A 24,383-nucleotide genomic window follows, 5' to 3' on the forward strand; every position below is an offset into this window, starting at 1 on the left:
TTAGTTATTTTTTAAAATTAAGAATTATTAAAGAATTAGATAATCTGTTAAATAATCAAATCATAGCATTTTATATACAACCATAAATGATACTAATTATCTCATAGATGCACAAGTTTATTCAAACACTTATATGGGAATATGGAGGGGTCATATCTGGATGGAAGTAACATAATCCAACATGAATTTGCTGTAGAGGAATTACGCAAGGATACTGCTGAAATCTTTATGGACCCGGATGCCTTAAGTCCAATTTTTGAAGATATTCCCGTAAGTATGATCCTGTTCGATCAGGACGTAAAAGTCGAATACATAAATCGTGCTGCCGCTATTGCACTGGGTAATGAGAAAGAGACAAGCATCGGCCTTCGGGGAGGTGAACTTTTCAGATGCATAAATTCATTCAAGGGAGAAGGCTGCGGTAAGAACAAAGAATGCCTGGAATGTGCCATCCGAAATTCCATAATACACACTTTCAAGACCGGTGAAACCGTTTACAAGAAAGATCATGAAATAGAGATCATATCCGGCGAACGATCTGTTATACTTGATGTTTTAATTTCAACAAAATTAATAAAGCAGAATAAAGGGTCTTATGTATTACTGGCTGCGGATAATATTACTGAAAAGAAGAAAAACAGTAATGCTTTCGAAGAAGCACTGCGAAGGCAGATGTCACTTGAAGATATCATAAACAACAGTTCTACAATGGTCTTCCTGTGGAAGGCAGAAGATCTCTGGCCTGCAGAATATGCTTCTGAGAATGTGTCAAAGATCGGTTATTCCGCCCAGGACTTCGTGAATGGACGAATCAATTATGGTGAACTTGTCCATCCTGATGATTATCAAATGGTCAGGGATACACTTGCAGCAAAGTGTGAGGATGGCAGTGATAACTATACCTCGGAATACCGTCTGGTTACAAAGGACGGAAAGATATTATGGGTAAGTGAGAAGACCTTTATCCAGAGGGACAGGTATGGAAAAGCAACTCATTTCGAGGGAATTGTCCAGGATATTACCGAGCGTAAGCAGGCTGAGGAGGCAATCGTACGTGCCAAGATCGCTGCAGAAGCTGCCAACACGGCCAAGACACAATTCATCTCTAACATAAGCCATGAACTGAGAACTCCCCTTACATTGATCATCGGATTCTCTGATCTGCTTTTCAGTGAAGATTACGGTTCCCTGAACGAACAGCAGAAAAAGTACCTCCACACAGTTATGAACAATGGAAATCACCTTTTGAAGCTGATCAACAATCTTCTGGATTTCTCTAACATTGAAAACGGGGATATGAAGCTTCATGTCAACGAATTCCGGGTATCAGATGCTATTGATGAGATCAAATCATTGATGATACCTCTTTCAAAGAAGAAGGGTATTGACCTGAAATTCAACATCGATATTGAAAAACCTGTTATTAAAGCAGACATCATGAAATTCAAACAGATCCTCTACAATCTGGTCAGCAACTCCATCAAGTTCACAGGTCAGGGAGGAAAGGTGACCATTGGCGGCAAGATATCTGACAGGACTGTTGACCTGTTCGTAAAGGACCTTGGAATCGGGATTTCACCGGAGGATCAGGAAAAAGTGTTCAACCCCTTCTTCCAGGTGGATTCATCAAGCTCAAGAGAATATGGTGGAACCGGACTTGGACTAACTCTCGTCAAGAAATTTGTTGAGATGCATGGTGGAAAGGTCTGGGTCGAAAGCGAACCTGGAAAGGGAAGCACATTTGGGTTCAGCATACCAGCTGATCCTGAGAAACTCTGTTGATCCGGGATAAGCCAGGGAGTAATGGGCACATAAATTTTTGCAGAGTTGGCCGGGACTAAGAATACCTATATTTATTTTGAGACCCAAAATTAGACTATAAATGCATTATAGAGTTCAACAGACTCTAATAATGCAAACGGGGATTGGGTATATGCAGAAAATGCTGCTGGTATTGCTCGGAGTGCTTCTACTGATCACAGCAACCTCTAATGTCAATGCTGAGGGCATTCCTCCCAACATTGACGAGCTGCTGGATGACTACTACGATGTTTCAGGAGAACCACAGTTATCGGGTTCTGTAATGGGGGATGATGAATTTGAAAATGGGGAGACATCAAAGATATTCATCCAGCTTGTGAATAACGGTCAGATAGGTCCCTTTGAAACTGAAAAGATACCGATAGGACCGAATGGATCCATTGATGCCGGCAAAGAAATGGATCTGGAATACGATATCACCACAGCATTAAATATCCACGCCACCCTGGAAAATGAGGTTAGGGCACCGATAAGGGTTTACAACGATCCTCAGCAGATCGGATATCTCAGGAGTGGTGAGATAACACTGCCACTGGAATTCGATATAGAGATCTTCAGTAATGCCCCTTCCGGAACATATGAACTCACACTGAACCTGACCTATCAATATCAGAGTGATGTTAAAGTCGAAGGGCATCCGGAACAGATAGTTGATTATTGGTATGTCACGAAACACCAGACACTTCCTGTTTACATTGAAGTGAAAAAAAGGGCGGATATTACCGTTAAGGATGTCAGGTCCGAACTGATACCGGATGAAAAAGGTTTCCTGTACGTCACATACACGAACGTGGGGAATGAAGTGGCAGAGGATGCAGTTGCCAGAATAATGGTATCAGATCCATTCAGCACCACTGATGATGAGGCATTTCTGGGCAGACTTGAACCAGGTGATTCATACCAGGCAGTGTACAGTATTGAAGTGGAAAGTGATGCACTGCCAAAAACCTATGGGATCGACACAGAGGTGAAATACAGGGACAGCCACGGTGATACACGGATATCTGATGAAATTAAAGTTTCAGCAACAGTGGATGAACCGGATGAAGATCTGATGTCGGTTGGTTATCTGTTTGCTATCATAATGGCAGGGATGGCTGTCGTGTACCTTCGCACCAGACGGGGTAAAGAAAATACCCGGTAAACTGCCTCCTAAGGTTACTTTATATATGTCCAGTTGAAAATTGTACATGGGGTACTGTCATGAAACGGGTATTTGCACTTGTAATGCTGCTTTTAGTGATGTCTGCAGTTCAAGCTCATGGAGAATCGGCCCCTACTAATATATGGACATTCAATGATGATTATTTTACTGTTTACGGCAGTCCTGAGATGGTGGTCAGCATCGTCGGAAGCCCTGAATACGACAGGGGTGAATCCCCTACTATTTTAATACAGGTCATGAACCAGGGTAAGATCCTTGGATTTGAATCCGAGAACGAGCCGGAAGATGCAAATGAGATCGCATTATCAGCAATAGAGCAGGAGATGGAATACGGCATCACCACAGCCGTTGGTGTGATAGCCTCCATATCAGCAAACGGTGCACCACTGGATATAAAGACACCTCCACAGAGTGCAGGAACCCTGATCTCAGGTCAGGTATCCCAGCCCCTGCAGTTCGAGATAAAACTATGGGAGAGTGCGACAGCCGGGACGTATCCTCTGGAAGTGAACCTTTCCTACCAGTTCCAGGAAGATGTACAGGTTGAAGGAGATGTGACCACCAATGAAATAGACCGGAATATATTGTATAAGAATGTGAATGAAAACCACACTGTCTTCGTTGTCATCAGAGAAGAAGCAGATTTTCAGGTAACTGAAGTTGACAGCGAACTTTTGCCCGGAAGTTCTGGGATCCTCAGCATAAAGTTCAACAATACCGGTGAAGAAACCGCTTTCAGAGCTACTGCCAGATTGAGGCTCTCAGATCCCTTAAGCAGTACTGACTATACAGCTTTCCTTGGGGATATGGAACCAGGTGATGAGGTCCAGGCCATGTTCAATATTGATGTGGACCCGGATGCCACTACCAAGACATATTCCATCAAAGCCGAGATCGAATATGAGGACCATGAAGGAAAAACAAAGGTATCGGATACGATCTATGTGCCTGCACAGGTTGGGGAAAGCGAAGACAGCGGTGCAATATACCAGAACCCTCTCCTGCTGGGCGGAGGTCTACTGATCCTGGCAGCTCTGGCATATGTTTACATGAAGCAACGTAAAAGCAGGGGTAACAATGACTGATGACGGCGTCATCACCGTGGAGGGTCTGAGCAAACAATATGATGGATTCAAGGCTGTAGATGATGTTTCATTTGAGATCAAAAGAGGAGAGATATTTGGTCTGCTCGGTCCGAATGGTGCAGGAAAGTCCACCATCATATCGATTCTTTGTTGCCTGCTGGAACCGACTTCAGGCAAAGTGACCATCGATGGGCTGGATGTGGAAAATAATGCTGCTGACATTAAAAGGATCATTGGTGTCGTACCTCAGGAGATCAGCCTCTATTACACATTAACAGCCAGGGAAAACCTTGCGTTCTATGCTAAAATATACGGCCTGTCTGGCAAGGAAATGAAAAACAGGATAGACGAACTGCTGGAAATGGTGGGACTTACAGCCAGAGCAGATGACAGGGTGGAAGGTTATTCGGGAGGTATGAAACGCAGGATAAACATTGCTGTTGCATTGCTGCATAACCCCAGAATACTATTTCTTGATGAACCGTCCACAGGCGTTGATCCCCAGAGCCGTAAAAGGATATATGACACCATACGGGACCTTAACCGGCAGGGGATGACCGTACTGCTGACCACGCATCAGATGGAAGATGCAGAGAAATTGTGTCATCGTATTGCCATAGTGGATAAAGGAAAGCTCATTGCACTGGATTCCCTGGACGGTCTGTTGAAAATGGTCGGTGAAACGGATATTGTTCACGTGACAGCAAAGGAGATACCCACAGAAGCTGTAGATATAATTAAAAAGATCGACAAAGTCCAAAAGGTTTCACTGGATGAAGGTAATATGACCATCCAGCTGGTACATGGCAGGGAATTGTTAGCTGGAATAATCGATACACTGATGGATTCAGGAGCAAAGGTAGAATCCATTCAGATAAAAGAACCCGATCTTGAGACATTGTTCCTCCATCTGACAGGTACCCGGTTGAGGAGGTAAAAGATGAAGTTCCACATCATTGCTGCTAAAGACCTGAAGATCCTTATGCGGGATCGCAATGCCCTTATTCTGATGTTTATTTTACCTATGATAGTAATATCGGTTGCCGGGTTAGCACTGGGTGGTTCGTTCGCTCAGGACATCGGAATTGATGTACTGGTGGTGGATCTCGACAATAGTGATATCTCAAAAGGATTCGTGGAATTTCTGGAAGAGATCGACATACTTGATGTGGATATGGAATCCAATGAGTTTGCAGCTCGTGAACGGGTACGGAACCAGGAATATGGGAGATTGATCATCATTCCACAGGAATTCTCGGAATCCGTTATGAAAGGGCAGAACACCGAAATATTGATCATTACCGATCCAACCGAAAAGGATCAGAATACCGTTGTTGAGAAGATCGTAGAAGGTTATGCCAGCAGTTTGTCTACCAATGTTGTGGTGGTTAAGACCGTAGCTGCTTATGGGATCCCGGTTTATGGTGAAAAGCAGATCTTTGAAGTCGTGGCTGTTGCAGAAGAGTTCATGCAACCACCTCCTGTGCAGGTGGTAACAGAAAGTACCTCGTCCCGACAGGAGGAATTTACGCCATTTACACAATATGTACCCGGCTTTGCTGTCATGTTCCTTCTGTTCACAACCGTTGGTGTGGGAGCAACCAGCCTTTTAAAGGAACGGGAATCAGGAACATTAAGAAGACTTGTTACTGCTCCCATCAGCAAAACCGAGATCATAGGGGGAAAGATCGCGAGCACTTTCTTCAGGGGATTCGTGCAGCTTTCCGTACTGATGGCATTTGGACATGTGGTCTTTGACCTGAACCTTGGAAGCAGCATGCTGGCTCTGATAGTATTGATCTCCGCTATCACACTGTCCAGCACAGGCCTCGGTCTGCTGGTGGCAGTACTTGTGACAACCAAAGATCAGGCGGATTCGGTCTCAAATATGATCGTACTAATAATGTCTGCAATTGGAGGTTCCTGGTGGCCGCTGTTCATTGAACCCCAATTCATGCAGGATATGGCCCGTCTGACGATCACAGCCTGGGCAATGGAAGGGTTCTATGATCTTTTATATTTTGATCTGGGACTTGTTGGTATACTAAAAGAAGTAGGAATACTGCTGCTTATGGCCATTCTCTTTTTCTGGATGGCGATTTCCAGATTCAGGTTTGAATGAATAACTGGTTTTTATGGTGAATTAGGAAATATCAAAGACCCTTAAACCCATCAAATATGATACTCAACATGCAGTCTGTAAACAACCCTTATCTCGTCCATTTCCCCGGATTCCAAAACAAGATCAGCTGAACCTGCAACATATTTCAGGTCACCAAGGTCGCTGAAAGTGACCTGGCAGCTGATGTTCTCAGGTAATAATGAACTGAAATGATCGCATTTTTCGGTGATCTCTCCGATCATTCTATTAGTCTGGGCGACGTCAAATGAATCACCTTTGACCGGACTGTAGATTATTTCAGTGGTTAGTGTTTCCCTGTCCAGCAGGGTCATCCAGAAACCATTGATCTGGGAATCATCTATAGCATAATCCTTTATTTCGAAGCTCTTGCTGATCACATTCTTCAATTTTGAACACCTTGCCGTTTAATTGATATTGATAAGTTAAATCAGTTTTGTGAGGGAGCTTACCGGGGATTCATCAAAATGAATCACTGCCAACAGAACATGCGACAACGAACCAGCCTGATGTCCTCATAAAAATGAACTTCTTCGTCCCGGGACAAGTATCTGAATGATATATGGTTTGATATATGGTTTGATATATGGTTTGATATATGGTTGAAGAATAAATGGTGCTGAAGATCTATTTTCCAGCACCTGATCGTGTATTGAAAATCTTTACCAATCATTCCATATCCTTCACAGGAATCGGACGGGAACTCAATAGACTTCCCCCAAGGTATGCCACACTACCGCAGATCAAACCGATGAACACGGGATGGATGAGGGGATTTCCAAAGAACTGCCACAGCACCACAGAACCGAAGCTTGCCACAAGGCTTGCAACAAATCCAATCGAAGTACCACGGTCCCAGTAAAGCCCGAAAATGAGTGGTATGAAGACGCAACAAGCGATAACGCCCATGCTTACGGATACCAGAGGCACTATCATCTGTGGCACATCCATTGCAAAGAATGCCGATACTATGATAATGACGACTCCTACCATCCTTGTCATGCGAAGCACCTTATCATCGGGAGTGGCCGGACGCAGGTACCGCAGGATATCCGAAGTAAGGGCTGTTGTTGTGACCAGCACAATAGCGCTCATGGTTGACATAGCTGCCGAGATGGCAGCCAGCAGCACGATACTATCAAATCCACGAGGCAGCAGTGATGTTGCCAGGAAAGGTATCAGACCATCCGGATTTGTCATGAAAGGCGCCAGTTGCTCTGAACTGAATACCCCGTGAACCATAACTCCCAGAGAGAAAATACATAGGGAATAAATGGTGATGGATATGGGACCATAGACACCTGCAAAACGAACAACCCTCCGGTCCTTTGCAGAGAACAGCATGATCAGTAGATCGGGTAATGCCAGAAGTCCAAGACTGATGGAAAACGCCATTCCGAAGGTCTTTTGCCATGGTACTGCCGCGCCGGTCATATTCAGTATATCGGCCGGGACCATATCCCATATTGCCATGCCACCTCCACTTGAAATAAGACCTGTGTAGAGCAGCACCGCTCCTACAAGCATGATCAACCCTTGCAAGAAGCTTATCCAGATAATGGCCGGCAGTCCTCCTATCACATAGTAGAGTGCCACGATGGCAACAGCTATGAGGAGACCCTGGACATATGTTACTCCCAGCATTCCCTGGAAAAGATTGGCACAGCCCTTGAAAATGGCAACCAGGTATATTGTGTACATCAACAGCATGATCCCTGCAAGCAAGACCTTGCCTCCCTGTGAGTCGTATCTGCGTTCCAGTAACTGGGGTACGGTCTTTGCATCATATTTCTGGGAGAACATCCATATCTTCGGTGCGATGATGAATACCAGGCAGGCAAAAGCTACGTGGAAGAACACACCCCATATGACCCATGGGAGTCCGGCAATGAGCCCGTAGCCACCGCCCCCGAGGAAAGAGGCAGCGCTAAAGTAAGCAGCCATATAGGCAATGCCTATAACCGCAGGATGCATTACATTCCTGTCCGAGACAGCAAATCCTGAAAAGGTCCCCTGCTTGAGCTTCAGGGAAAGTAAAAGTATCCCAAGGATATATATGACCAGAAGGATATGATTAATCATGGTCTTGCCTCAATACGAAAAAGAATGTTGTGGCCAGCATTATCATGACGGAAATTATCAGGTAAATGTAAGGCAGTGGCATCAGGACCTCATCTCCCTTTTCTGATTATCATTCCTTCTGATGGCCGTTTTTAATATGTTGAATTTCAATACCAATTCATATCCTCCTCTTCAATGGGCTACTATGTACGCTAACGCGCGGAATAGTACAGTATAGATTAAAAACATTTTTGTTTGTTCTCAATGACAGAGTATTTCTAAGAGAGGTTCAGGTTACCTATTTTCATAAAAAGGAAAGGAATCTGGCAGCCAATAGCAGATTTCCCGGCAAAACAAAAAGATCATAACAAAACGCTTATATTTCATTAAACAAGTGCATATGTTCACATCAATGTATAAATATATGCAATGTTATAGCTCCGCTGAATTCAATGGTTCCAAGATCATCTTATGACCAAAATGTGCGGGTCTCCCGGACATCTGCTGAACAACATTATGATATTATCTGAATTACTGCTGAAATGTCCGTAGAAGTAATTCAAATTACCTATTTTCACTTAGCAAACACAAGAGGAACGATATTGACCGCTAAACGTATATTAATGGGAAACGAAGCGATTGCCTTTGGGGCGATGAAGGCAGGTCTTCAGGTAGCAAGTGGCTACCCAGGGACACCTTCCACCGAAGTTATGGAGACCATCGCCTCTCATGCGAACAAATATGGCATATATGCCGAATGGGCAACCAATGAGAAGGTAGCCCTTGAAACAGCAGTCGGAGCCGCCTACTCAGGTGCCAACACCCTCGTTACCATGAAGCAGGTCGGACTCAACGTAGCCTCTGATCCCCTCATGAGCCTCTCCTACATAGGAGTAAAAGGCTCCCTTGTGATCCTTGTATCCGACGACCCCGGACCACATTCATCCCAGACTGAACAGGACACCAGAGCCTTTGGTCACTTCTCTAACATTCCGGTCCTGGATCCATCCACGCCTCAGGAAGCCTACGACATGGCAAAACTGGCCTTCAGACTTTCACATGAGATGGAGATCCCTGTGATACTCAGGACCACCACCCGTGTGTCCCATGGCTGTGCTGACGTGGTGACCGAAGACATCGAACAGGCAGGTCGTGATATCGAAGGCTACGTAAAGGAGCCACGCTGGACCATATTCCCAAAACTGACGGCACAAAGGCACCCCTGGCTTGAAGACCTTCAGGTAAGGCTTTCGGACCGTTTCTCAGACCTGTTCAATGAAAATACATTCAATTCAATAACAAAAGGAAACAGCAGGATAGGTATTGCATCATCCGGTGTATCCTCACTGTACGCTAAGGAAGCCATAAAAGAACACTCCGACAGATTTTCTCATTTCAAGGTCGCAACCGTCCACCCCTTCCCTGAAAAAGCAGCCCTTGACTTCCTCAGCGACATCACAGACCTTATAGTCATCGAAGAACTTGACCCATACCTCGAGGAGCAGTTCCTGCAACTGATAGGCAGGCATCATCTCGATGTGAACTTATATGGAAAGAAGAACGGCCACTTCCCTGTAAGCGGGGAATATGATGTTGATGCCGTTATCAACGGAGTGAACAGCTCACTTCAGGCCATGAATACAGACGTACCTCTCCTGAAACATTCAACACCTGTGGTCGCCAGGGAAAACATCCCACCACTTCCTGTAAGACCACCCACGTTCTGTGCAGGTTGCATGCATCGAACCGTCTTCTATGCTTTCAAGAAAGCAGCAGCGAAACTGAAGAAAGAGAACGGAAAAGGCACCGTATTCTCAGGTGATATAGGTTGCTACACCCTGGGAAATGCCCAGCCGCTCAACATGGTGGACACATGCCTCTGCATGGGAGCAGGCATCAGTATGGCAGCAGGCCTTTCCCACACACAGCAATATCAGGAAGGAAATTATGCAAAGCAGGTGGCCTTCATTGGGGACTCCACTTTCTTCCATTCCGGGGTCTCTGCAATTATCAGCGCCGTTTACAACAATGCTGACATCACACTGGCAGTCCTTGACAACCGAACCACTGCTATGACAGGGCATCAGCCACATCCGGGAATCGGGCTGACCGCCATGGGCAATCCTACAAAGGCCATCGATATTGCCGAAGTGCTCAGAAGCTGTGGAGTGGATCTCGTTGAGACCATAGGGGCAGATGACCTTGGCAAATGCATCGACATGGCTAAAAAAGCCATGGAGTACGAAGGCCCCTCCGCTGTGGTCTTCAAAGGAAAATGTGTGGGAATCACAAAAACAACAGGACAATACATGATCGATGAAGAGAAATGCACCGGTTGCAACTTCTGTGTCTCACAGCTTGGATGTCCTGCCATCTTCTCCGTGTCATCCGGAACACCGCAGATACAGGACAACTGTACCGGTTGCAGCCTGTGTGCACAGGTCTGTCCGTCGGATGCTATTGTCCTCAGGGAGGTAGTACAATGAAATTCGATATTCTTATTGCAGGCGTGGGAGGCCAGGGCGTTGTACTTTCATCACGCCTGCTGGCGACGGCTGCCATAGATGCCGGTTACCACGTGGCCACCGCCGAGACCATCGGTATGGCCCAGAGAGAAGGCTCGGTCACCAGTCACATCAGGATCGGGGATGAGGTATGCGGATCACTCATCCCTGCAGGGAATGCAGACCTGATAATTGGCCTTGAACCTGCGGAAGCCGCAAGGAACATCCATTTCCTGAGCAAGGACGGCAGCATCATTGTAAATGAACATGCTGTGATCCCTTCGGCCTCAGCCAACAATGCTACATACATCCCGGAACAGGTAATCGGTTTCCTGAAAGAAAGCTGTCCGGACACGATCTCCGTGGATTTCACACAGCTTGCAAAAGATGCAGGAACCTACAGGGCAGCGAACGTTGCCATGCTGGCAGCAGCTGCAGGTGCGGAGCTGCTTCCATTCGCTTCCGAAGAGTTATGGAACGTGCTTGAGAAAATGGTACCGGAGAAGTACAGGGAAGTGAACAGAAGGGCATTTGACATGTCCCTCGAAAGGGTCTCAGATATCAGGAGGGTATGAATATGTGCAATATTAGTGAGGATAATGAAATGACACAGAGCAACTCCTGCCAGAAGGAGGAGTTCCCCGGTGCTTCTGAAGAAGATCAGTTAATAAAGCTCAAAGATCTCCTGAAAAGGTTATCATCAGGCAGTCCGTTCTATCAGAAAAAGTTCGAAGATGCAGGACTTGACATAGGATCGATAGAGACTCTGGAAGATATTTCAAAACTCCCGTTCACAACCAAAGAAGAACTAAGGGACGCTTATCCCCTGGGCCTCCAGGCTGTTCCTGATGAAGAGATCATCAGGATACATTCATCATCAGGCACCACCGGCAGCCCTGTCATAATCCCGTACACACAGAAGGACGTCGATGTGTGGGCAGACATGATGATGCGCTGCTACCGGATGGCAGGACTTACAAATAAGGACAGGATACAGATCACACCCGGATACGGACTATGGACAGCAGGTATCGGCTTCCAGGCAGGAGCAGAATGCCTCGGGGCAATGGCAGTTCCCACGGGCCCTGGAAATACGGAAAAGCAGTTGCAGATGTTGCTCGACCTCAAGTCCACAGCACTTGCAAGCACCTCATCCTACGCACTCCTCCTTGCAGAGGAGATCAATAAGCGGGACCTGAAGGACAAAATAAATCTCAAGGTCGGCATAATAGGTTCCGAGCGCTGGAGTCCCAAGATGAGGTCCCGTATAGAGGATGAGCTCGGCATCGAGAGCTTTGATATCTTCGGTCTCACTGAGATCTACGGACCCGGTATTGCCCTTGACTGCTCAATGCATGACGGACTTCACTACTGGTCAGACCACCTGCTCTTTGAGATCATCGACCCGGTCACAGAAGAGAGACTTCCCGATGGCACCCTGGGTGAACTTGTGATCACGACACTCACAAAGGAAGGTGCTCCCCTTATACGCTACAGGACAAGGGACCTCACACGTATAATACCCGAACCATGCGAATGCGGCTGTCCTTTCCCGAGAATAGATCGCCTGCTGGGACGTACCGATGACAGGATCAAGATCAAGGGAGTAAACGTATACCCCGGTCAGATCGAAGACGTGATCAACAGGGTCGATGGTGTCAGCAGCGAGTACCAGATCATCCTTGAAAGAGATCAGGGCAGGGATTCAATGCTGTTCAGGGTCGAGATCGATGGTGCGGATGATACTGAAAAGAATGCAGGAGCTGCAAAAGCACTGAAAAAAGCATTCCGGGACTTTATAGGGATCAGTGTGGATGTGGAATGTGTCGGCACGGGTAAGCTTCCACGCAGTGAGAAGAAGAGCAAGAGGGTTTTTGATAACAGGGATATGTGAGACCATGTTCCTTTTGTACCACTAAAAAACATAAGTTCAATCAAATAATTAAAAGATGATACAGGAAAAGGAATACTGAGGAACAATGCCGGACGCAAAGACACATGACACAATAAACATCGCAATAATAATAACAATAGTTGCAGGTCTCTCATACCTTACAATATGGGAGAAAAATCCCATAGCTGTCAGGTATCTGAACATCCATACGATTTCACTCTTTTTCCTGTCCTATCTTTTCGCAACATTCTTTCTCAGCCCTGACCTCGATATTGAAAGCAGGCCCTACAAAAGATGGGGGCTGCTCAGGTGCATCTGGTGGCCATACAAGGTTATATTCAAACACAGGGGATTCTCCCATAATCCATTACTGGGCCCCCTCTCCATTGTGATCAACCTTGCATTGATAATAGCTCTAGTGATTCTGCTCATTGGCTTTGACCTGGACAGGATTCCTTTAAGGTTCATTGCAGTAGCCATGGCAGGGATGGTGCTGTCGATGGAGGTCCACATTGTATCTGATTTTTTGGTATCAAAAATAAAACGTCACTTTTAAGAAACTAAAAAAACAGATAAATATCCTTTGATCACACCTGATCATGGGACATCTAAACTTTTGTTCAGTTTGTGGGAGATCGATCCAACAGATTGACCAGAACCATTGATTCACGAACCTGCTTCAAGCACACCGATCGATCTCATATGTCCGGTTTTAGCCTGAAGAGTTCCCTGACAGATATCATGCTAAGGCATTCCCTGCAACAGTAATATGTGTTCACGCCTACCATTTGTCTCTCAAGCTCTGTGTTGCAATTCCTACAGATCAATCTTTGCTCTTTTGACATTATTTGTTCCTGCTGTATTTTCCCCTTCATATCGCCTATCTGACTTTACCAGGTCTGTACTTACTTTGCCAGCAGACCCCCGAGCATGAACCTGTAAAGATCAAGCTCCTCAGCATTCAGATCACTAACTGTGTATCCCCCTACCACTGAATACTGATTATTATCTACCAGAGATCTTTTTCCCGGCATGGTTTTTTTTGTAATCTGTGTCTTAGTCATCAGATCCCTCCTTTTTTGATCTGTTTTATCTTCTCTTACGATTGGGAATTTGCATTATTTTGATATATACTCTTTGTAATTAGTTTATAGACTAATCCATAAAATATATAGAAATGCGCTGTTGATCAACCAACTGCATAACAACAGATCATCATAAGTATTCGAATTCCCAAATTTCCGGAATCATGAAGCAGGGTCAATATAGTAATAAATAAAAATGTCTCCCGGATGATGCAGGTACAGCATAGGATCTCACATATCGATTTCGTCATTTCTGTTACGATAAAGATAGATTAATAAACTTCCTGCATATTAATCACAGATCACGATCTTAATGATAATACCAATAGTCGTTCTATCAATAGTCCTTCTTTTGATCACTTTTCGTCAGGTAGGTCACTTCAGGATAGATATGTGGCAGTCAATGCTACTTGGTGCTGTCGCTGTGCTGCTCACAGGTCAGATATCCTTTTCAGATGCCTTCGCAGCAGTAAACCTGGATGTGATGTTCTTTCTTTTTGGCATGTTCATCATCGGCAAAGCACTCGAAGATAGCGGGTATCTGTTCTGCATATCCTATGCCCTGTTCAAAAGAGCAGGATCGCTTGATTCCATAATTATCTGTATCCTGTTCGTGATGGGATTTGCATCGGCTTTTCTAATGAACGATACGCTTGCGATAATCGGAACACCTGTTGTCCTGTTGCTCGCAAAAGAGAACGGTGTGAACCCAAAGGTACTCTTACTTGCACTTGCTTTTGCTGTCACGACAGGTAGCGTGGTAAGTCCGATAGGAAATCCACAGAACCTGCTCATTGCACTGGAAAGCGGGATCGAGGCACCTTTCATAGTTTTCATGAAGCACTTGTTACTGCCCACATTAGTGAATCTCTTCATCACCTACCTATTCCTTAAATTATTCTATCGCGAACACTTTTCCCCGGATAGAATTGTGCACTCTCCAAAGACCATTGCCGATGAGAAACTTGCACTCCTTTCCAGGATCTCGTTATCACTTGTAGTTGTATTCGTTCTTGCAAAGCTTGTCCTGTTCTTTATCTATCCGGATATTGAGATAAGACTTACATACATTGCAATGATAGCAGCACTCCCCATACTGCTGTTCAGTGACCAGAGAGTGGATCTGGTAAAACATATAGACTGGCATACACTATTCTATTTTGTATCCATGTTCATATTGATGGAAAGTGTATGGAACTCCGGATTTTTCCAGAGTGCAATTACCTTGCTGGATATCGATATAACATCCATGCTTGCAATATTGCTGATCAGTGTAATCCTCAGCCAGTTTATCTCGAACGTACCTCTGGTAGCCCTGTATATACCATTGCTCTTACATTCGGGAGTATCTGTGGAAAGTATGGTCACACTGGCAGCCGGCAGTACGATAGCAGGGAACCTTTCCGTCGTTGGTGCAGCAAGTAATGTGATAATAATACAGAATGCTGAAAAAAGAAGTGATGTCACTCTCAATATGGCTGAGTTCATGAAGATAGGTGTGCCTCTTACAGCGGTTCAGCTATTTGTTTACTGGACCTTCCTTTCCTTTTGATCGCTGAAAAGGCTTCAGAAAATCTTATGTTCATCCAGACATGTCAATTATATGTGCATTGAGATCCACACTTTGAATTGAATATTCATTAGAAATATTTAATAACTAAAACCGTGCTCTTGTTAATGAGAACAATGAGAGGATATATAAATAAATCAGAAATAAGGATGTTTTTGGTCTTTGGAGTAATGCTTGTGCCCATGGCTGTCCTGTTCTTCCAGCAGGAACTTTCGCTGGGTATAATCTCATCATATCCGTTGTTCATCCTGCTTGTTCTCATGCTTGTTGGTGCTAATATTGAGATCCCTGTCAGCTCTTTCAAGTCAAGGAAACCACAGTCACTGGAAAGAGATGCGATGATACTGGAAGAGATATATTCCGTCCCTCTTGTGAAGGATGTCTCGTCCAGCATGAAGCTTGCATTCAATACAGTTGTGACCCTTAACCTCGGAGGTTTCATAATTCCTTTTATTATGATGCTGTTCCTGATTATCTTCCAGACTGATTTTGTAGCCCTTGAGATCATGCTGATCATGATAGTAGCTGCTACACTGCTCTCTGATTTTATAAATGGTATCGGTGTTGTAATGCCGGATTATATCGGACTCATAGCGGTTCCTTTCGCATTGATATTCGCACCGGAAAATGCTGCTGCTGTAACATTCGTAGCCGGTGTGGGTGGTATCCTCCTTGGAAATCTCACAGGACTCGTAATGGTGGACAGGGAAAATAAGGGAAGTGCTTTCATCAACCTTGGCGGGGTTGGAAGCTTTAAAGCAGTATATGTCACAACAATTATTGCAGTATTAATATCCTGGTTCATGTGAAGATGCACTTTGTTGCATGTTCATCCTTTCCTGAAGCCTGCTTGCTGTCAGGTTCACTGTCCTGTATTTTGAAATACCCTTATCTGTGAACCTGAAGGGATGTGGTGAAGTATCCACACGGGTGGCCCTCATTTTCTGAATGGCCATCACAGGAGTAAGGTTTGGCTCCACTTCATTTACCTTTATCTGGTCAAGGAAGATGATACCGTCCCCAAGGAAATCATAGGTATCATAGGACTTGGTCTCAATACCATGCTGTTTTTCGGTAACAAGGTATGAAGTTATATTCTTTGCCTTAAGCTGTTTGTGCAAGGTACGCCAGGAAAGGGACTTCCGGAACTCAAATGGATCGGTTACCATGTTCAGGGAATCAAAAACAACCCTTTGTGGCTTGTAGGCTTCAATTATCTCGCCGATCTCCTCAAATGAGAGAGGGGACATTCCGAATATCTCAAGATATCCATCATCGATGTGCTTTCCGATATCCCATCCAAAACGCATGAAATGCTGGATCAGTTGCTGTATCCTTTCTTCGAAGGAGAAAAAAAGGCATTTCTCGTCGTTCCTGATACCTTCCATCAGGAACTGCATGCAAAGTGTTGTCTTGCCTGTTCCGGGAGGACCTGTCACAATAACAGTAAATCCTTCAGGAACACCACCTTCAAGCATGTCATCAAGCCCGAGAACACCGGTATTGATCCTTTTGATAGATTTCTCAATATTGTTCGTATCGATCTTGGACTTGAACCTGGTGCTGTCAAGTGACATCAGCGCCTTCTCAAGTACAAGGTTCTTGGCTCCAAGTTCTTTTTCATATCTTTCAAGTATCTTAACAGCGTCAGAACTTAATGTTGTGTGAACAGGGAACTTGTTTCGTGCCATAAACGTAGATTGCGGCATTCAATATATAAGGATTACTTTCAATGTGTTCATGGATATGAATATTATGTCCATCATTCCTCATCTTCAGGACATCCATACCCTTCAAGGAACTTACCTCTGCCTTTCTCAGCAAGGATCTCCCCATCCCAGACAACTTCACCTCTTGATATCGTTATTTGAGGGAAGATAGCATCCATGCCTTCAAATGGAGACCATCCGGCCTTGCTGTGAAGCCTGTCGGACTTTATCGGAATTGCATTACGCGTGTCCACAATGATCAGATCGGCATCATACCCTTCAGCAAAAACTCCCTTTGAATGGTGTGTATCAAGACCGAATATATGTGCCGGATTCCTGCTTGTAACTTCGATCATCCTGCCGATGGGAAGAATGTTCTTCTTGACGGCCATCAACATCAGTGGCATCAACGTCTCCACACCGGGAACACCGGATGGAGCATTCCTTATATCAAGGTCCTTGTCGAACTCCGTATGCGGAGCATGGTCCGAAGCTATGGCACTCACAGTGCCGTCATTGACCGCATTCATAAGTGCTTTAACATTCCTGCGATCACGCAGTGGAGGGTTCATCTTCCCGAAAGTGCCCAGGCGGTCCCAGTCCCTTGTAGACAAAAAGAGATGATGAGGAGCAACCTCACAGGTTACATTCTGCTGACGATTCTTCGATGCAGCCACATATCTTTCCTTGCGTATCTGTCCAATGGCCTCAAGAGTACTGATGTGACAGAAGTGGGACCTTGTACCTTTCTCTGCAATGACATCAAGCGCTTTCTCGACCGCGAACCCTTCACACAGATTCGAGCGTATCCTTGAATGTGATGAAAAGGAAAAGTCCTTCATTAGCAGCTTCTCGTTCTCCAGTCGCAGGTTCTCGTCCTCTGCATGTATACAGGCTACAGCATCAAGTTCCTTTATTATCCCCATTGCCTCCGCGAAGTCCTCTTCCGATATGTTAAGACCACCGGTGGATTCCGCCATGAAGATCTCACCGAATGATATCACACCAAGCTCCCATAGCAATGAGAGTGATTCAAGGTTTCCCGTTACACCGCCATTGATCCCAAAATCAATTACAGATTTTCGTTTTGCCAGCTTCAGCTTTTCCTTGAAAGAAGACTTGTCCACTGTTGGAGGGATGGTGTTAGGATGTTCGATCACGGTAGTGATACCGCCAGCAGCTGCTGAACAGGACCCGGTATGCCAGTCTTCTTTCTTTGTCATACCCGGCTCCCTGAAGTGCACGTGTGCATCTATACCGGCAGGTATCGTAAGCGCTCCTTTGGCATCGATCAGGAGATCGGGATCGGCACCGGTGATATCCTTTGCAATGCGCTCGATCTTTCCATTATTGATCAATACTTCTCCGGGTTGTAAAATGTTATTGTAGAAGACCTTTGTGTTCTTAATCAGGATATCAGTCATAGATGGAACTCCGTTTAGGAATTGTGGATTTTAGCTCATGCTGAAGTCAACGTTGGGATTTACTTTTTTATGTATTATAAAACTGTTCTTTACCATTTTAGTTCCAAATCTGGATTTAGCTTTATTTTTATCTTAGCTCTTCGCAACCATTTTCACAGATTTAGGCAGCATCAGAGATCATTTCTAATCCCCGTATATATATTATATATATGAATATAGAGCATATATAGTAATCTATAGGCAAATATAGAATATGCAGAGAAGGACTATATATGTTTCACCTTATCTTCCCCCTTGCAGGTCGGAAGGTCAAACTTCAGATCTGAGATCAAAACCACTTTAGTCCAATAAGGTGAAATAACCAATGTACAAGAAATCAATGTCATATATGATCACGCTTTTGCTGATCACATCACTTGCTCTCTTTGGAGCAGGTTGTGTTGGTAACGACGGTACTACCGACCACGGTTCTGATGGAGAAATTCAGTCTATTCAGATCAAGGGATCTGATACTGTTCTCCCACTTGCCCAGGGAGAAGCTGAAGTATTCATGACAGAATACCCTGACAAGGTCGTCTCTATCATTGGAGGGGGATCCGGTGTCGGTATCGCAGCACTTATTGACGGTGAGATTGACATCGCAATGACATCAAGAGAAATGAAGGAATCAGAGATCGAGAATGCACATGCTAATGGTGTGAATCCTGTCCAGCAGACAATTGCATGGGACGGTATCTCAGTTGTTGTAAACCCTGAGAACCCTGTATCTGAACTGACATATGAACAACTCAAGGCGATCTATGTAGGAGATATCTCCAACTGGAATGAGGTTGGTGGCGAAGACAGGGAAATTGTTGTGCTCTCACGTGACAGCAGTTCCGGTACCTACGAGTACTTCAAGGACGAAGTAATGGATGATGAGGAATACAGGGCTGACGCACTTATCAACCCATCAACCGGAGCAATCATCCAGACAGTCTCACAGAACCCTAACGCTATCGGATATGTCGGTGTTGCTTACCTTGACGAGACAGTGAAGGCACTTTCAGTAGACAAGGGAGAAGGTGTTGAGGAGCCAACATCCGAGAATATTCTCGCAGGTACATACCCACTTGCAAGACCACTTTACTTCTACACTGACGGAGAACCAACAGGCCTTGCACTTGAGTTCATCGAGTTCATCTCAAGCGGGACAGGAGAAGAAACGATCTTTGAAGTAGGGTACTTCCCTGCTTGAATTTTTTAAGGTCCTTTAAGGGCCAGGATGAATTATGTTGCATAGAAGAAAGAAGGAAAAAGCAATTGAGTCTACACTCTTAATGGTAAGTGGGGTTACAGTCATAGCCCTGTTCCTACTTTGTTTTTTCCTTTTCAGGGAAGGATATCTTTTATTCGGTGATTATTCTCTCATTTCATTCATTACCGGAAGTTCATGGTATCCATCATCCTCACCGGCAAAGTTCGGATTGTTGCCGCTATTGACAGGATCACTGATCGTTACAGCTGGTGCTATCATTCTCTCAGTACCTCTTGGAATTGCTGCAGCGGTCTATATATCTGAACTTGCTGATCCCAGGGTGGCACAGATAATCAAGCCGTTCGTGGAGATCCTCGCAGGTATTCCTTCAGTTGTTTATGGTTTCTTCGGCCTTGTGATAGTCGTACCGTTGTTACAGGACCTTTTGGACCTTCCCACCGGACAGACAGCACTGGCAGGTTCCATCATGCTTGGAATGATGGCACTCCCTACTATAATATCAGTATCAGAGGATGCTATAAATTCAGTTCCGACCGCACTTAAAGAAGGCTCCCTTGCCCTTGGAAGTACCAAATGGCAGACCATCTACAGGGTAGTGCTGCCGGCAGCATTGTCAGGAATATCAGCAGCAGTCATGCTTGGTATAGGAAGAGCTATCGGAGAGACCATGACAGTGATGATGGTAACAGGAAACACTGCTATCATACCAGGGATCCCCGAAGGACTTTTCGATCCGGTAAGGACCATGACCGCAACTATTGCACTCGAGATGGGAGAAGTTCCACAGGGAAGCGACCATTTCCATGCACTGTTCGCAGTCGGTTCAGTACTTTTCATTATCACGTTCATCATCAACCTCATCGCTGACAGCGTCAAGAAGAAATACAGACTTAAGGAGGCAGCATAATGTTCTTTGGAGCAAAGACATCGGAGAAGATCGCATTTGCCACTCTGAAACTTTCCATGGCAGTTGTACTTGCCTTCGTATCGATCCTTGTGATCTACATTACCATGAACGGTTACAGCGTACTAAGTCTTGATTTCATAACCCAGATGCCGATGAAAAGGATGACACAGGGAGGCATCTATCCGGCAATCATGGGAAGTCTCATGCTGATCGGCCTTTCAATGGCCTTCGCCATCCCTCTTGGGATACTCTCAGCAGTATACCTGAACGAATACTCAACCCCGGGACGTACTTCCTGGGCCATCGAGATGGCTATCAACAACCTTGCAGGGACCCCTTCAGTAGTGTTCGGTCTTTTCGGACTTGCACTGTTCGTCAAGTACTTCGGGTTCGGGGCATCCCTCCTCTCAGCATCCCTTACACTGGCATTACTGATCCTGCCAGTGATAATACGTGCAAGCAAGGAGGCATTGATGACAGTTCCGCAAGAATACAGGGAAGCCTCCCTTGCACTTGGCGTCACTAAATGGCAGACTACAACTAGGGTCATTCTCCCTGCAGCAATTCCCGGAATGATGACCGGTATCATCCTGAGTATCGGCAGGGTTGCAGGAGAAACCGCACCTATACTGCTCACAGGAGCAGCATACTTCCTACCAAGAATACCTGATTCGGTCTTCTCCCAGTTCATGGCATTGCCATACCACCTCTTCGTACTGGCGACCTCGGGTACGAGCATCACACAGACACGACCGATACAGTACGGAACTGCACTAATACTGCTATTGATAGTCGTTTTCATGAACAGTATCGCGGTCGTAATAAGAAGACATTACAGGAAAAAACTGAACAGGTAAAATTATCCGGGGAGAAATTATGTCAAAAAAAGAAATTACCACAAATATCAATGTTAAAGATCTCAATCTCTGGTATGGTGAGAAACATGCACTCAAGGACATCTCAATTGATATACCAGAAAAGAGCGTCACCGCACTCATCGGTCCGTCAGGTTGTGGGAAATCCACATTCCTGAGGTGCCTGAACCGTATGAACGACCTTGTGAAATCATGCCGTATCGAGGGAGAAGTTCTTGTGGATGACGAGAACATCTACGAAAAGAACGTGGATGTCGTTGACCTGAGAAAAAAGGTTGGAATGGTATTCCAGAAGCCAAACCCATTCCCCATGTCCATCTATGATAACATCGCATATGGTCCGAAGATACACGGATGCTCAAAATCAGAGGTCGATGAAAGAGTTCACAAAGCACTGGAAGATGCAGCCCTTATGGGAGAGGTTCAGGAAAGACTTGGAGACCAGGCATTTGCGCTCAGTGGCGGACAGCAGCAGAGATTGTGCATCGCAAGGACACTTGCTGTCAAACCGGAGATCATCCTGTTCGATGAACCATGCAGTGCCCTTGACCCTATCTCCACTTCCAAGATAGAGGACCTTATCCTTGATCTGAAAAAGGACTATACCATTGTCATTGTAACACACAATATGCAGCAGGCAGCACGTATTTCCGACTACACGGCATTCTTCCTCCTCGGAGAGCTGGTAGAGTTCGGAAAGACCAAGAACTTATTTGAGAACCCACAGGTGAAGAGTACTGAGGATTATATTACAGGAAGATTCGGGTGATCTTAATGGTAAGAGAAAGATATATTGAAAGACTTGATTACTTGAAATCTGAGATAGAAGAGATGGGAAAGGTATCCCATGAAATGCTGATCAATTCAATAAAAGCCCTGGAAAATCTGGATGTCGAGCTTTCCGAAAAGGTCATTGAAATGGATGCAGCCGTTGACAACTACGAATACGATGTTGAGAAAGCCACAGTACACCTGCTGGCTCTCCAGCAGCCAATGGCCGGCGATCTCCGCCTGATCACAGCTTCTTACAAGATAGCAATAGACCTTGAAAGAATGAGCGACTTTGCGGTCAACATCGCAGAACTTGTCAAGAAGATCGAAGGTGAGCACACCATCCCATTGGATGAGATCACCACCATTGCATCCATCACCCAGAAAATGATCAGCAATTGCATCAAGGCCTACGCAGAATCAGATGCAGAACTTGCAAAAACAACAGCATCCGAGGATGAGAAGGTTGACAAGCTATTCTATTCCACATGGGAAAAGATGGTCAATTTGATGATCGATGATGCGATCCTCATTCCAAATGCAGTGGACCTTATATTCGTACTCAGGTATCTGGAACGTATTGCAGACCACGCATGCAACATCTGTGAAAGCGTAGTTTACATGGTAACTAACCAGAGACCGAACCTTAACTGAACGACCAAAAGCTGATAGGGTTCTTTGAACCTTATCGACATCTTTTTTGTTTCATTTAATTTTATTAATTTAATTTTTTTTAATTTTATTTCTTCTCGTACTCAAAATAACGGCACACATCCCCGTCGCATCTTATAACTCTCCCCGTCACCTTGCCCTCAACTATTTCGAGTTCAATAGCACTTGGTTCAGCAACACCGGGCACAGTTGGACTGCCAGGAGAGAGCAGAAGTACTTCATAATCCTCGATGATCGGATGATGGAAATGCCCGAAGATCAGAACATCCACCCCCATCTCTTTTGCAAGATAGCGCAAGCCGTCCGGGTTATCCGAAGTCAGCTGACCCCTGTGGATGACACCAACCTTCATGCCTTCAACCTCAATGACCTGTCTTTCAGGCAGAAGCTCCATAATTTCAGGCACATCGGTATCTCCACGTACAGCCACAAGCTTTCCCAGACCTGCCAGCTCATTGTAACATTCCATTGTCTCAAAATCCCCTGCGTGGATCAATATGTCACTATTCCTGATGATCGCGACCAGGTCGTCAGGCAGTAGCTCGACCAGCGATTGTCCGGGTTTAATGTGTGTATCTGATAAGATCAATAATTTCATGTTATCCCCCATTACTGTTTAAAGTGTTGTATTGCTGGAATATACCGATTTCCCCAACATATCCTATACTTCAACAATAGATATTCCGAGATCATCCGGTCATTTCAAGAATAATTCTTTACCAGTTCCTTTTTGACATCATTGACATACATGTGAGCAAGTCGTGTAGGTTCCGGCAGTTTGTAACCTCTCAGACATTTTCGAGTAACCTCAAGACAGGTATTCAGGGATACCCTGTGACCGGGTGCAACCACAATAGGATTGCACCGTTTGTTCGTTCTCAGGAGCCAGCCAACCTGTTGCCCCTCGAACAAAAGGGGATTTGCTTCCCCCACATCCGGCCTTTCAGCCTCGCCACAGAGGATCTTCTTTGCGATCCCTATGGTAGGCATGTCCGTCACAACCCCTATATGAGTAGCAAGGCCCGCCTTTCTCGGGTGGTTGATACCGCAGCCGTCAACCATCAGGAGATCGGGCTTCCCCTTAAGTCCTGAAAGAGCATCAACAACCGGTTTTCCCTCTCTGAAAGTGAGGTATGTCGGTATGTAAGGGAAATCGATCTCGCGGACCACATGCGTCCTTTCAATGACATCCATTGTCTGGTAGTCAAGAATGACCACTCCACAGATGATCCGATCGCCAAGGAATGCACAGTCTGATCCTGCTATTGTCTTCAGGTTCCCAAACTCATCCTCCGTGCTCACAGAAGCTGCTACTTCGGCTTGTATACCTTTAAGGAACTCAGGCGAGTTTGACTTTGGTTCCAGCGATCCTGCATTCGGCTTCATGATCCAATTTCCACCATTACTGCTATAAAATACAGATGTTGTTGAGGCTTATGTTA

23 protein-coding genes are annotated in these 24,383 nt (G+C 45.2%); 16 read left to right on the plus strand and 7 right to left on the minus strand.

All coding sequences use genetic code 11. The features are described 5' to 3' along the window. The first annotated feature begins 141 nt into the window (after positions 1-141). The 5 genes from ACR3I3_RS09380 to ACR3I3_RS09400 all read left to right on the plus strand — a co-directional run bounded on the left by ACR3I3_RS09380 (position 142) and on the right by ACR3I3_RS09400 (position 6,193). Positions 142-1,782 (plus strand): PAS domain-containing sensor histidine kinase, encoded by a 1,641-nt coding sequence (locus ACR3I3_RS09380; protein WP_440951995.1) that lies wholly within the window; start codon positions 142-144, stop codon positions 1,780-1,782. A gap of 151 nt (positions 1,783-1,933) precedes the next feature. Continuing rightward, positions 1,934-2,965 (plus strand): COG1361 S-layer family protein, encoded by a 1,032-nt coding sequence (locus ACR3I3_RS09385; RefSeq protein WP_440951996.1) that lies wholly within the window; start codon positions 1,934-1,936, stop codon positions 2,963-2,965. 59 nt (positions 2,966-3,024) lie between these two features. Beyond that, the gene (locus tag ACR3I3_RS09390) at positions 3,025-4,071 is read left to right on the plus strand and encodes a COG1361 S-layer family protein (protein ID WP_440951997.1); all 1,047 of its coding nucleotides are present in this window, start codon (positions 3,025-3,027) and stop codon (positions 4,069-4,071) included. Continuing rightward, positions 4,064-5,008, plus strand: a complete 945-nt coding sequence (locus tag ACR3I3_RS09395; RefSeq protein ID WP_440951998.1) for an ABC transporter ATP-binding protein — start codon at positions 4,064-4,066, stop codon at positions 5,006-5,008. Before ACR3I3_RS09390 ends, ACR3I3_RS09395 begins: the two co-directional genes overlap by 8 nt. 3 nt (positions 5,009-5,011) lie before the next feature. Then, on the plus strand, positions 5,012-6,193 hold the full coding sequence (locus ACR3I3_RS09400; RefSeq protein ID WP_440951999.1) for an ABC transporter permease: 1,182 nt from the start codon (positions 5,012-5,014) through the stop codon (positions 6,191-6,193). A 50-nt stretch (positions 6,194-6,243) separates the two neighbouring features. Here the strand turns inward: ACR3I3_RS09400 and ACR3I3_RS09405 are convergent, their stop codons facing one another. Together ACR3I3_RS09405 and ACR3I3_RS09410 are read right to left on the minus strand one after the other, a co-directional pair. Continuing rightward, positions 6,244-6,591: a hypothetical protein gene (locus ACR3I3_RS09405; RefSeq protein ID WP_440953784.1), complete on the minus strand. Its 348-nt coding sequence runs from the start codon at positions 6,589-6,591 to the stop codon at positions 6,244-6,246. Between the two features lie 289 nt (positions 6,592-6,880). Next, positions 6,881-8,293, minus strand: a complete 1,413-nt coding sequence (locus tag ACR3I3_RS09410; RefSeq protein ID WP_440952000.1) for a sodium:solute symporter family protein — start codon at positions 8,291-8,293, stop codon at positions 6,881-6,883. 581 nt (positions 8,294-8,874) lie between these two features. Here ACR3I3_RS09410 and iorA point away from each other — a divergent pair. From iorA to ACR3I3_RS09430, 4 genes are all read left to right on the plus strand, one after another. Continuing rightward, on the plus strand, positions 8,875-10,758 hold the full coding sequence (iorA, locus tag ACR3I3_RS09415; protein WP_440952001.1) for an indolepyruvate ferredoxin oxidoreductase subunit alpha: 1,884 nt from the start codon (positions 8,875-8,877) through the stop codon (positions 10,756-10,758). After that, entirely contained in the window at positions 10,755-11,351 is a 597-nt protein-coding gene (locus tag ACR3I3_RS09420) for an indolepyruvate oxidoreductase subunit beta (protein ID WP_440952002.1), read from the plus strand. Before iorA ends, ACR3I3_RS09420 begins: the two co-directional genes overlap by 4 nt. A gap of 2 nt (positions 11,352-11,353) precedes the next feature. Then, entirely contained in the window at positions 11,354-12,670 is a 1,317-nt protein-coding gene (locus tag ACR3I3_RS09425) for a phenylacetate--CoA ligase family protein (protein WP_440952003.1), read from the plus strand. 85 nt (positions 12,671-12,755) lie between these two features. Further along, positions 12,756-13,226 carry a DUF2227 family putative metal-binding protein gene (locus ACR3I3_RS09430; protein WP_440952004.1) on the plus strand — a complete coding sequence of 157 codons (471 nt, stop codon included), beginning with the start codon at positions 12,756-12,758 and terminating at the stop codon, positions 13,224-13,226. A 349-nt stretch (positions 13,227-13,575) separates the two neighbouring features. Here ACR3I3_RS09430 and ACR3I3_RS09435 read toward each other — a convergent pair whose 3' ends face one another. Next, on the minus strand, positions 13,576-13,734 hold the full coding sequence (locus ACR3I3_RS09435; protein WP_440952005.1) for a hypothetical protein: 159 nt from the start codon (positions 13,732-13,734) through the stop codon (positions 13,576-13,578). A gap of 334 nt (positions 13,735-14,068) precedes the next feature. Here ACR3I3_RS09435 and ACR3I3_RS09440 point away from each other — a divergent pair, with 334 nt between their 5' ends. Beyond that, a complete protein-coding gene (locus ACR3I3_RS09440) occupies positions 14,069-15,307 on the plus strand; it encodes an SLC13 family permease (RefSeq protein ID WP_440952006.1) in 1,239 nt (412 codons plus the stop codon). A 167-nt stretch (positions 15,308-15,474) separates the two neighbouring features. After that, a complete protein-coding gene (locus ACR3I3_RS09445; RefSeq protein ID WP_440952007.1) occupies positions 15,475-16,134 on the plus strand; it encodes a DUF1614 domain-containing protein in 660 nt (219 codons plus the stop codon). Here ACR3I3_RS09445 and ACR3I3_RS09450 read toward each other — a convergent pair. Both ACR3I3_RS09450 and ACR3I3_RS09455 read right to left on the minus strand, forming a co-directional pair. Further along, positions 16,114-17,016 carry an RAD55 family ATPase gene (locus ACR3I3_RS09450; RefSeq protein ID WP_440952008.1) on the minus strand — a complete coding sequence of 301 codons (903 nt, stop codon included), beginning with the start codon at positions 17,014-17,016 and terminating at the stop codon, positions 16,114-16,116. The two genes, ACR3I3_RS09445 and ACR3I3_RS09450, sit on opposite strands and share 21 nt — an antisense overlap. Before the next feature lie 71 nt (positions 17,017-17,087). After that, the gene (locus tag ACR3I3_RS09455; protein WP_440952009.1) at positions 17,088-18,458 is read right to left on the minus strand and encodes a dihydroorotase; all 1,371 of its coding nucleotides are present in this window, start codon (positions 18,456-18,458) and stop codon (positions 17,088-17,090) included. 364 nt (positions 18,459-18,822) lie between these two features. Between ACR3I3_RS09455 and ACR3I3_RS09460 the strand changes: the two genes are divergently transcribed. The 5 genes from ACR3I3_RS09460 to phoU are packed head-to-tail and all read left to right on the plus strand — an operon-like array spanning position 18,823 to position 22,923. Continuing rightward, a complete protein-coding gene (locus ACR3I3_RS09460) occupies positions 18,823-19,695 on the plus strand; it encodes a phosphate ABC transporter substrate-binding protein (RefSeq protein WP_440952010.1) in 873 nt (290 codons plus the stop codon). Between the two features lie 34 nt (positions 19,696-19,729). Then, the gene (gene pstC / locus ACR3I3_RS09465) at positions 19,730-20,623 is read left to right on the plus strand and encodes a phosphate ABC transporter permease subunit PstC (protein WP_440952011.1); all 894 of its coding nucleotides are present in this window, start codon (positions 19,730-19,732) and stop codon (positions 20,621-20,623) included. Then, a complete protein-coding gene (gene pstA / locus ACR3I3_RS09470; RefSeq protein WP_440952012.1) occupies positions 20,623-21,480 on the plus strand; it encodes a phosphate ABC transporter permease PstA in 858 nt (285 codons plus the stop codon). Before pstC ends, pstA begins: the two co-directional genes overlap by 1 nt. 19 nt (positions 21,481-21,499) lie before the next feature. Continuing rightward, on the plus strand, positions 21,500-22,267 hold the full coding sequence (pstB, locus tag ACR3I3_RS09475; RefSeq protein ID WP_440952013.1) for a phosphate ABC transporter ATP-binding protein PstB: 768 nt from the start codon (positions 21,500-21,502) through the stop codon (positions 22,265-22,267). A gap of 5 nt (positions 22,268-22,272) precedes the next feature. Next, positions 22,273-22,923: a phosphate signaling complex protein PhoU gene (phoU, locus tag ACR3I3_RS09480; RefSeq protein ID WP_440952014.1), complete on the plus strand. Its 651-nt coding sequence runs from the start codon at positions 22,273-22,275 to the stop codon at positions 22,921-22,923. 85 nt (positions 22,924-23,008) lie between these two features. Here the strand turns inward: phoU and ACR3I3_RS09485 are convergent, their stop codons facing one another. Then, entirely contained in the window at positions 23,009-23,539 is a 531-nt protein-coding gene (locus ACR3I3_RS09485; protein ID WP_440952015.1) for a YfcE family phosphodiesterase, read from the minus strand. 104 nt (positions 23,540-23,643) lie between these two features. Further along, the gene (locus ACR3I3_RS09490; RefSeq protein WP_440952016.1) at positions 23,644-24,327 is read right to left on the minus strand and encodes an endonuclease V; all 684 of its coding nucleotides are present in this window, start codon (positions 24,325-24,327) and stop codon (positions 23,644-23,646) included. Between the last annotated feature and the right edge of the window lie 56 nt (positions 24,328-24,383).

Source organism: Methanococcoides mangrovi, from assembly GCF_052057775.1.
Classification (GTDB): domain Archaea; phylum Halobacteriota; class Methanosarcinia; order Methanosarcinales; family Methanosarcinaceae; genus Methanococcoides.

Coding starts and splice junctions, on each gene's coding strand:
- ACR3I3_RS09435 (WP_440952005.1), bottom strand. CDS start 13,734: ATGACTAAGACACAGATTACAAAAAAAACCATGCCGGGAAAAAGATCT.
- ACR3I3_RS09380 (WP_440951995.1), top strand. CDS start 142: ATGGAGGGGTCATATCTGGATGGAAGTAACATAATCCAACATGAATTT.
- ACR3I3_RS09440 (WP_440952006.1), top strand. CDS start 14,069: ATGATAATACCAATAGTCGTTCTATCAATAGTCCTTCTTTTGATCACT.
- ACR3I3_RS09445 (WP_440952007.1), top strand. CDS start 15,475: ATGTTTTTGGTCTTTGGAGTAATGCTTGTGCCCATGGCTGTCCTGTTC.
- ACR3I3_RS09460 (WP_440952010.1), top strand. CDS start 18,823: ATGTACAAGAAATCAATGTCATATATGATCACGCTTTTGCTGATCACA.
- ACR3I3_RS09450 (WP_440952008.1), bottom strand. CDS start 17,016: ATGGCACGAAACAAGTTCCCTGTTCACACAACATTAAGTTCTGACGCT.
- phoU (WP_440952014.1), top strand. CDS start 22,273: ATGGTAAGAGAAAGATATATTGAAAGACTTGATTACTTGAAATCTGAG.
- pstB (WP_440952013.1), top strand. CDS start 21,500: ATGTCAAAAAAAGAAATTACCACAAATATCAATGTTAAAGATCTCAAT.
- ACR3I3_RS09395 (WP_440951998.1), top strand. CDS start 4,064: ATGACTGATGACGGCGTCATCACCGTGGAGGGTCTGAGCAAACAATAT.
- pstA (WP_440952012.1), top strand. CDS start 20,623: ATGTTCTTTGGAGCAAAGACATCGGAGAAGATCGCATTTGCCACTCTG.
- ACR3I3_RS09390 (WP_440951997.1), top strand. CDS start 3,025: ATGAAACGGGTATTTGCACTTGTAATGCTGCTTTTAGTGATGTCTGCA.
- ACR3I3_RS09410 (WP_440952000.1), bottom strand. CDS start 8,293: ATGATTAATCATATCCTTCTGGTCATATATATCCTTGGGATACTTTTA.
- pstC (WP_440952011.1), top strand. CDS start 19,730: ATGTTGCATAGAAGAAAGAAGGAAAAAGCAATTGAGTCTACACTCTTA.
- ACR3I3_RS09385 (WP_440951996.1), top strand. CDS start 1,934: ATGCAGAAAATGCTGCTGGTATTGCTCGGAGTGCTTCTACTGATCACA.
- ACR3I3_RS09420 (WP_440952002.1), top strand. CDS start 10,755: ATGAAATTCGATATTCTTATTGCAGGCGTGGGAGGCCAGGGCGTTGTA.
- ACR3I3_RS09485 (WP_440952015.1), bottom strand. CDS start 23,539: ATGAAATTATTGATCTTATCAGATACACACATTAAACCCGGACAATCG.
- ACR3I3_RS09430 (WP_440952004.1), top strand. CDS start 12,756: ATGCCGGACGCAAAGACACATGACACAATAAACATCGCAATAATAATA.
- ACR3I3_RS09455 (WP_440952009.1), bottom strand. CDS start 18,458: ATGACTGATATCCTGATTAAGAACACAAAGGTCTTCTACAATAACATT.
- ACR3I3_RS09400 (WP_440951999.1), top strand. CDS start 5,012: ATGAAGTTCCACATCATTGCTGCTAAAGACCTGAAGATCCTTATGCGG.
- ACR3I3_RS09425 (WP_440952003.1), top strand. CDS start 11,354: ATGTGCAATATTAGTGAGGATAATGAAATGACACAGAGCAACTCCTGC.
- ACR3I3_RS09490 (WP_440952016.1), bottom strand. CDS start 24,327: ATGAAGCCGAATGCAGGATCGCTGGAACCAAAGTCAAACTCGCCTGAG.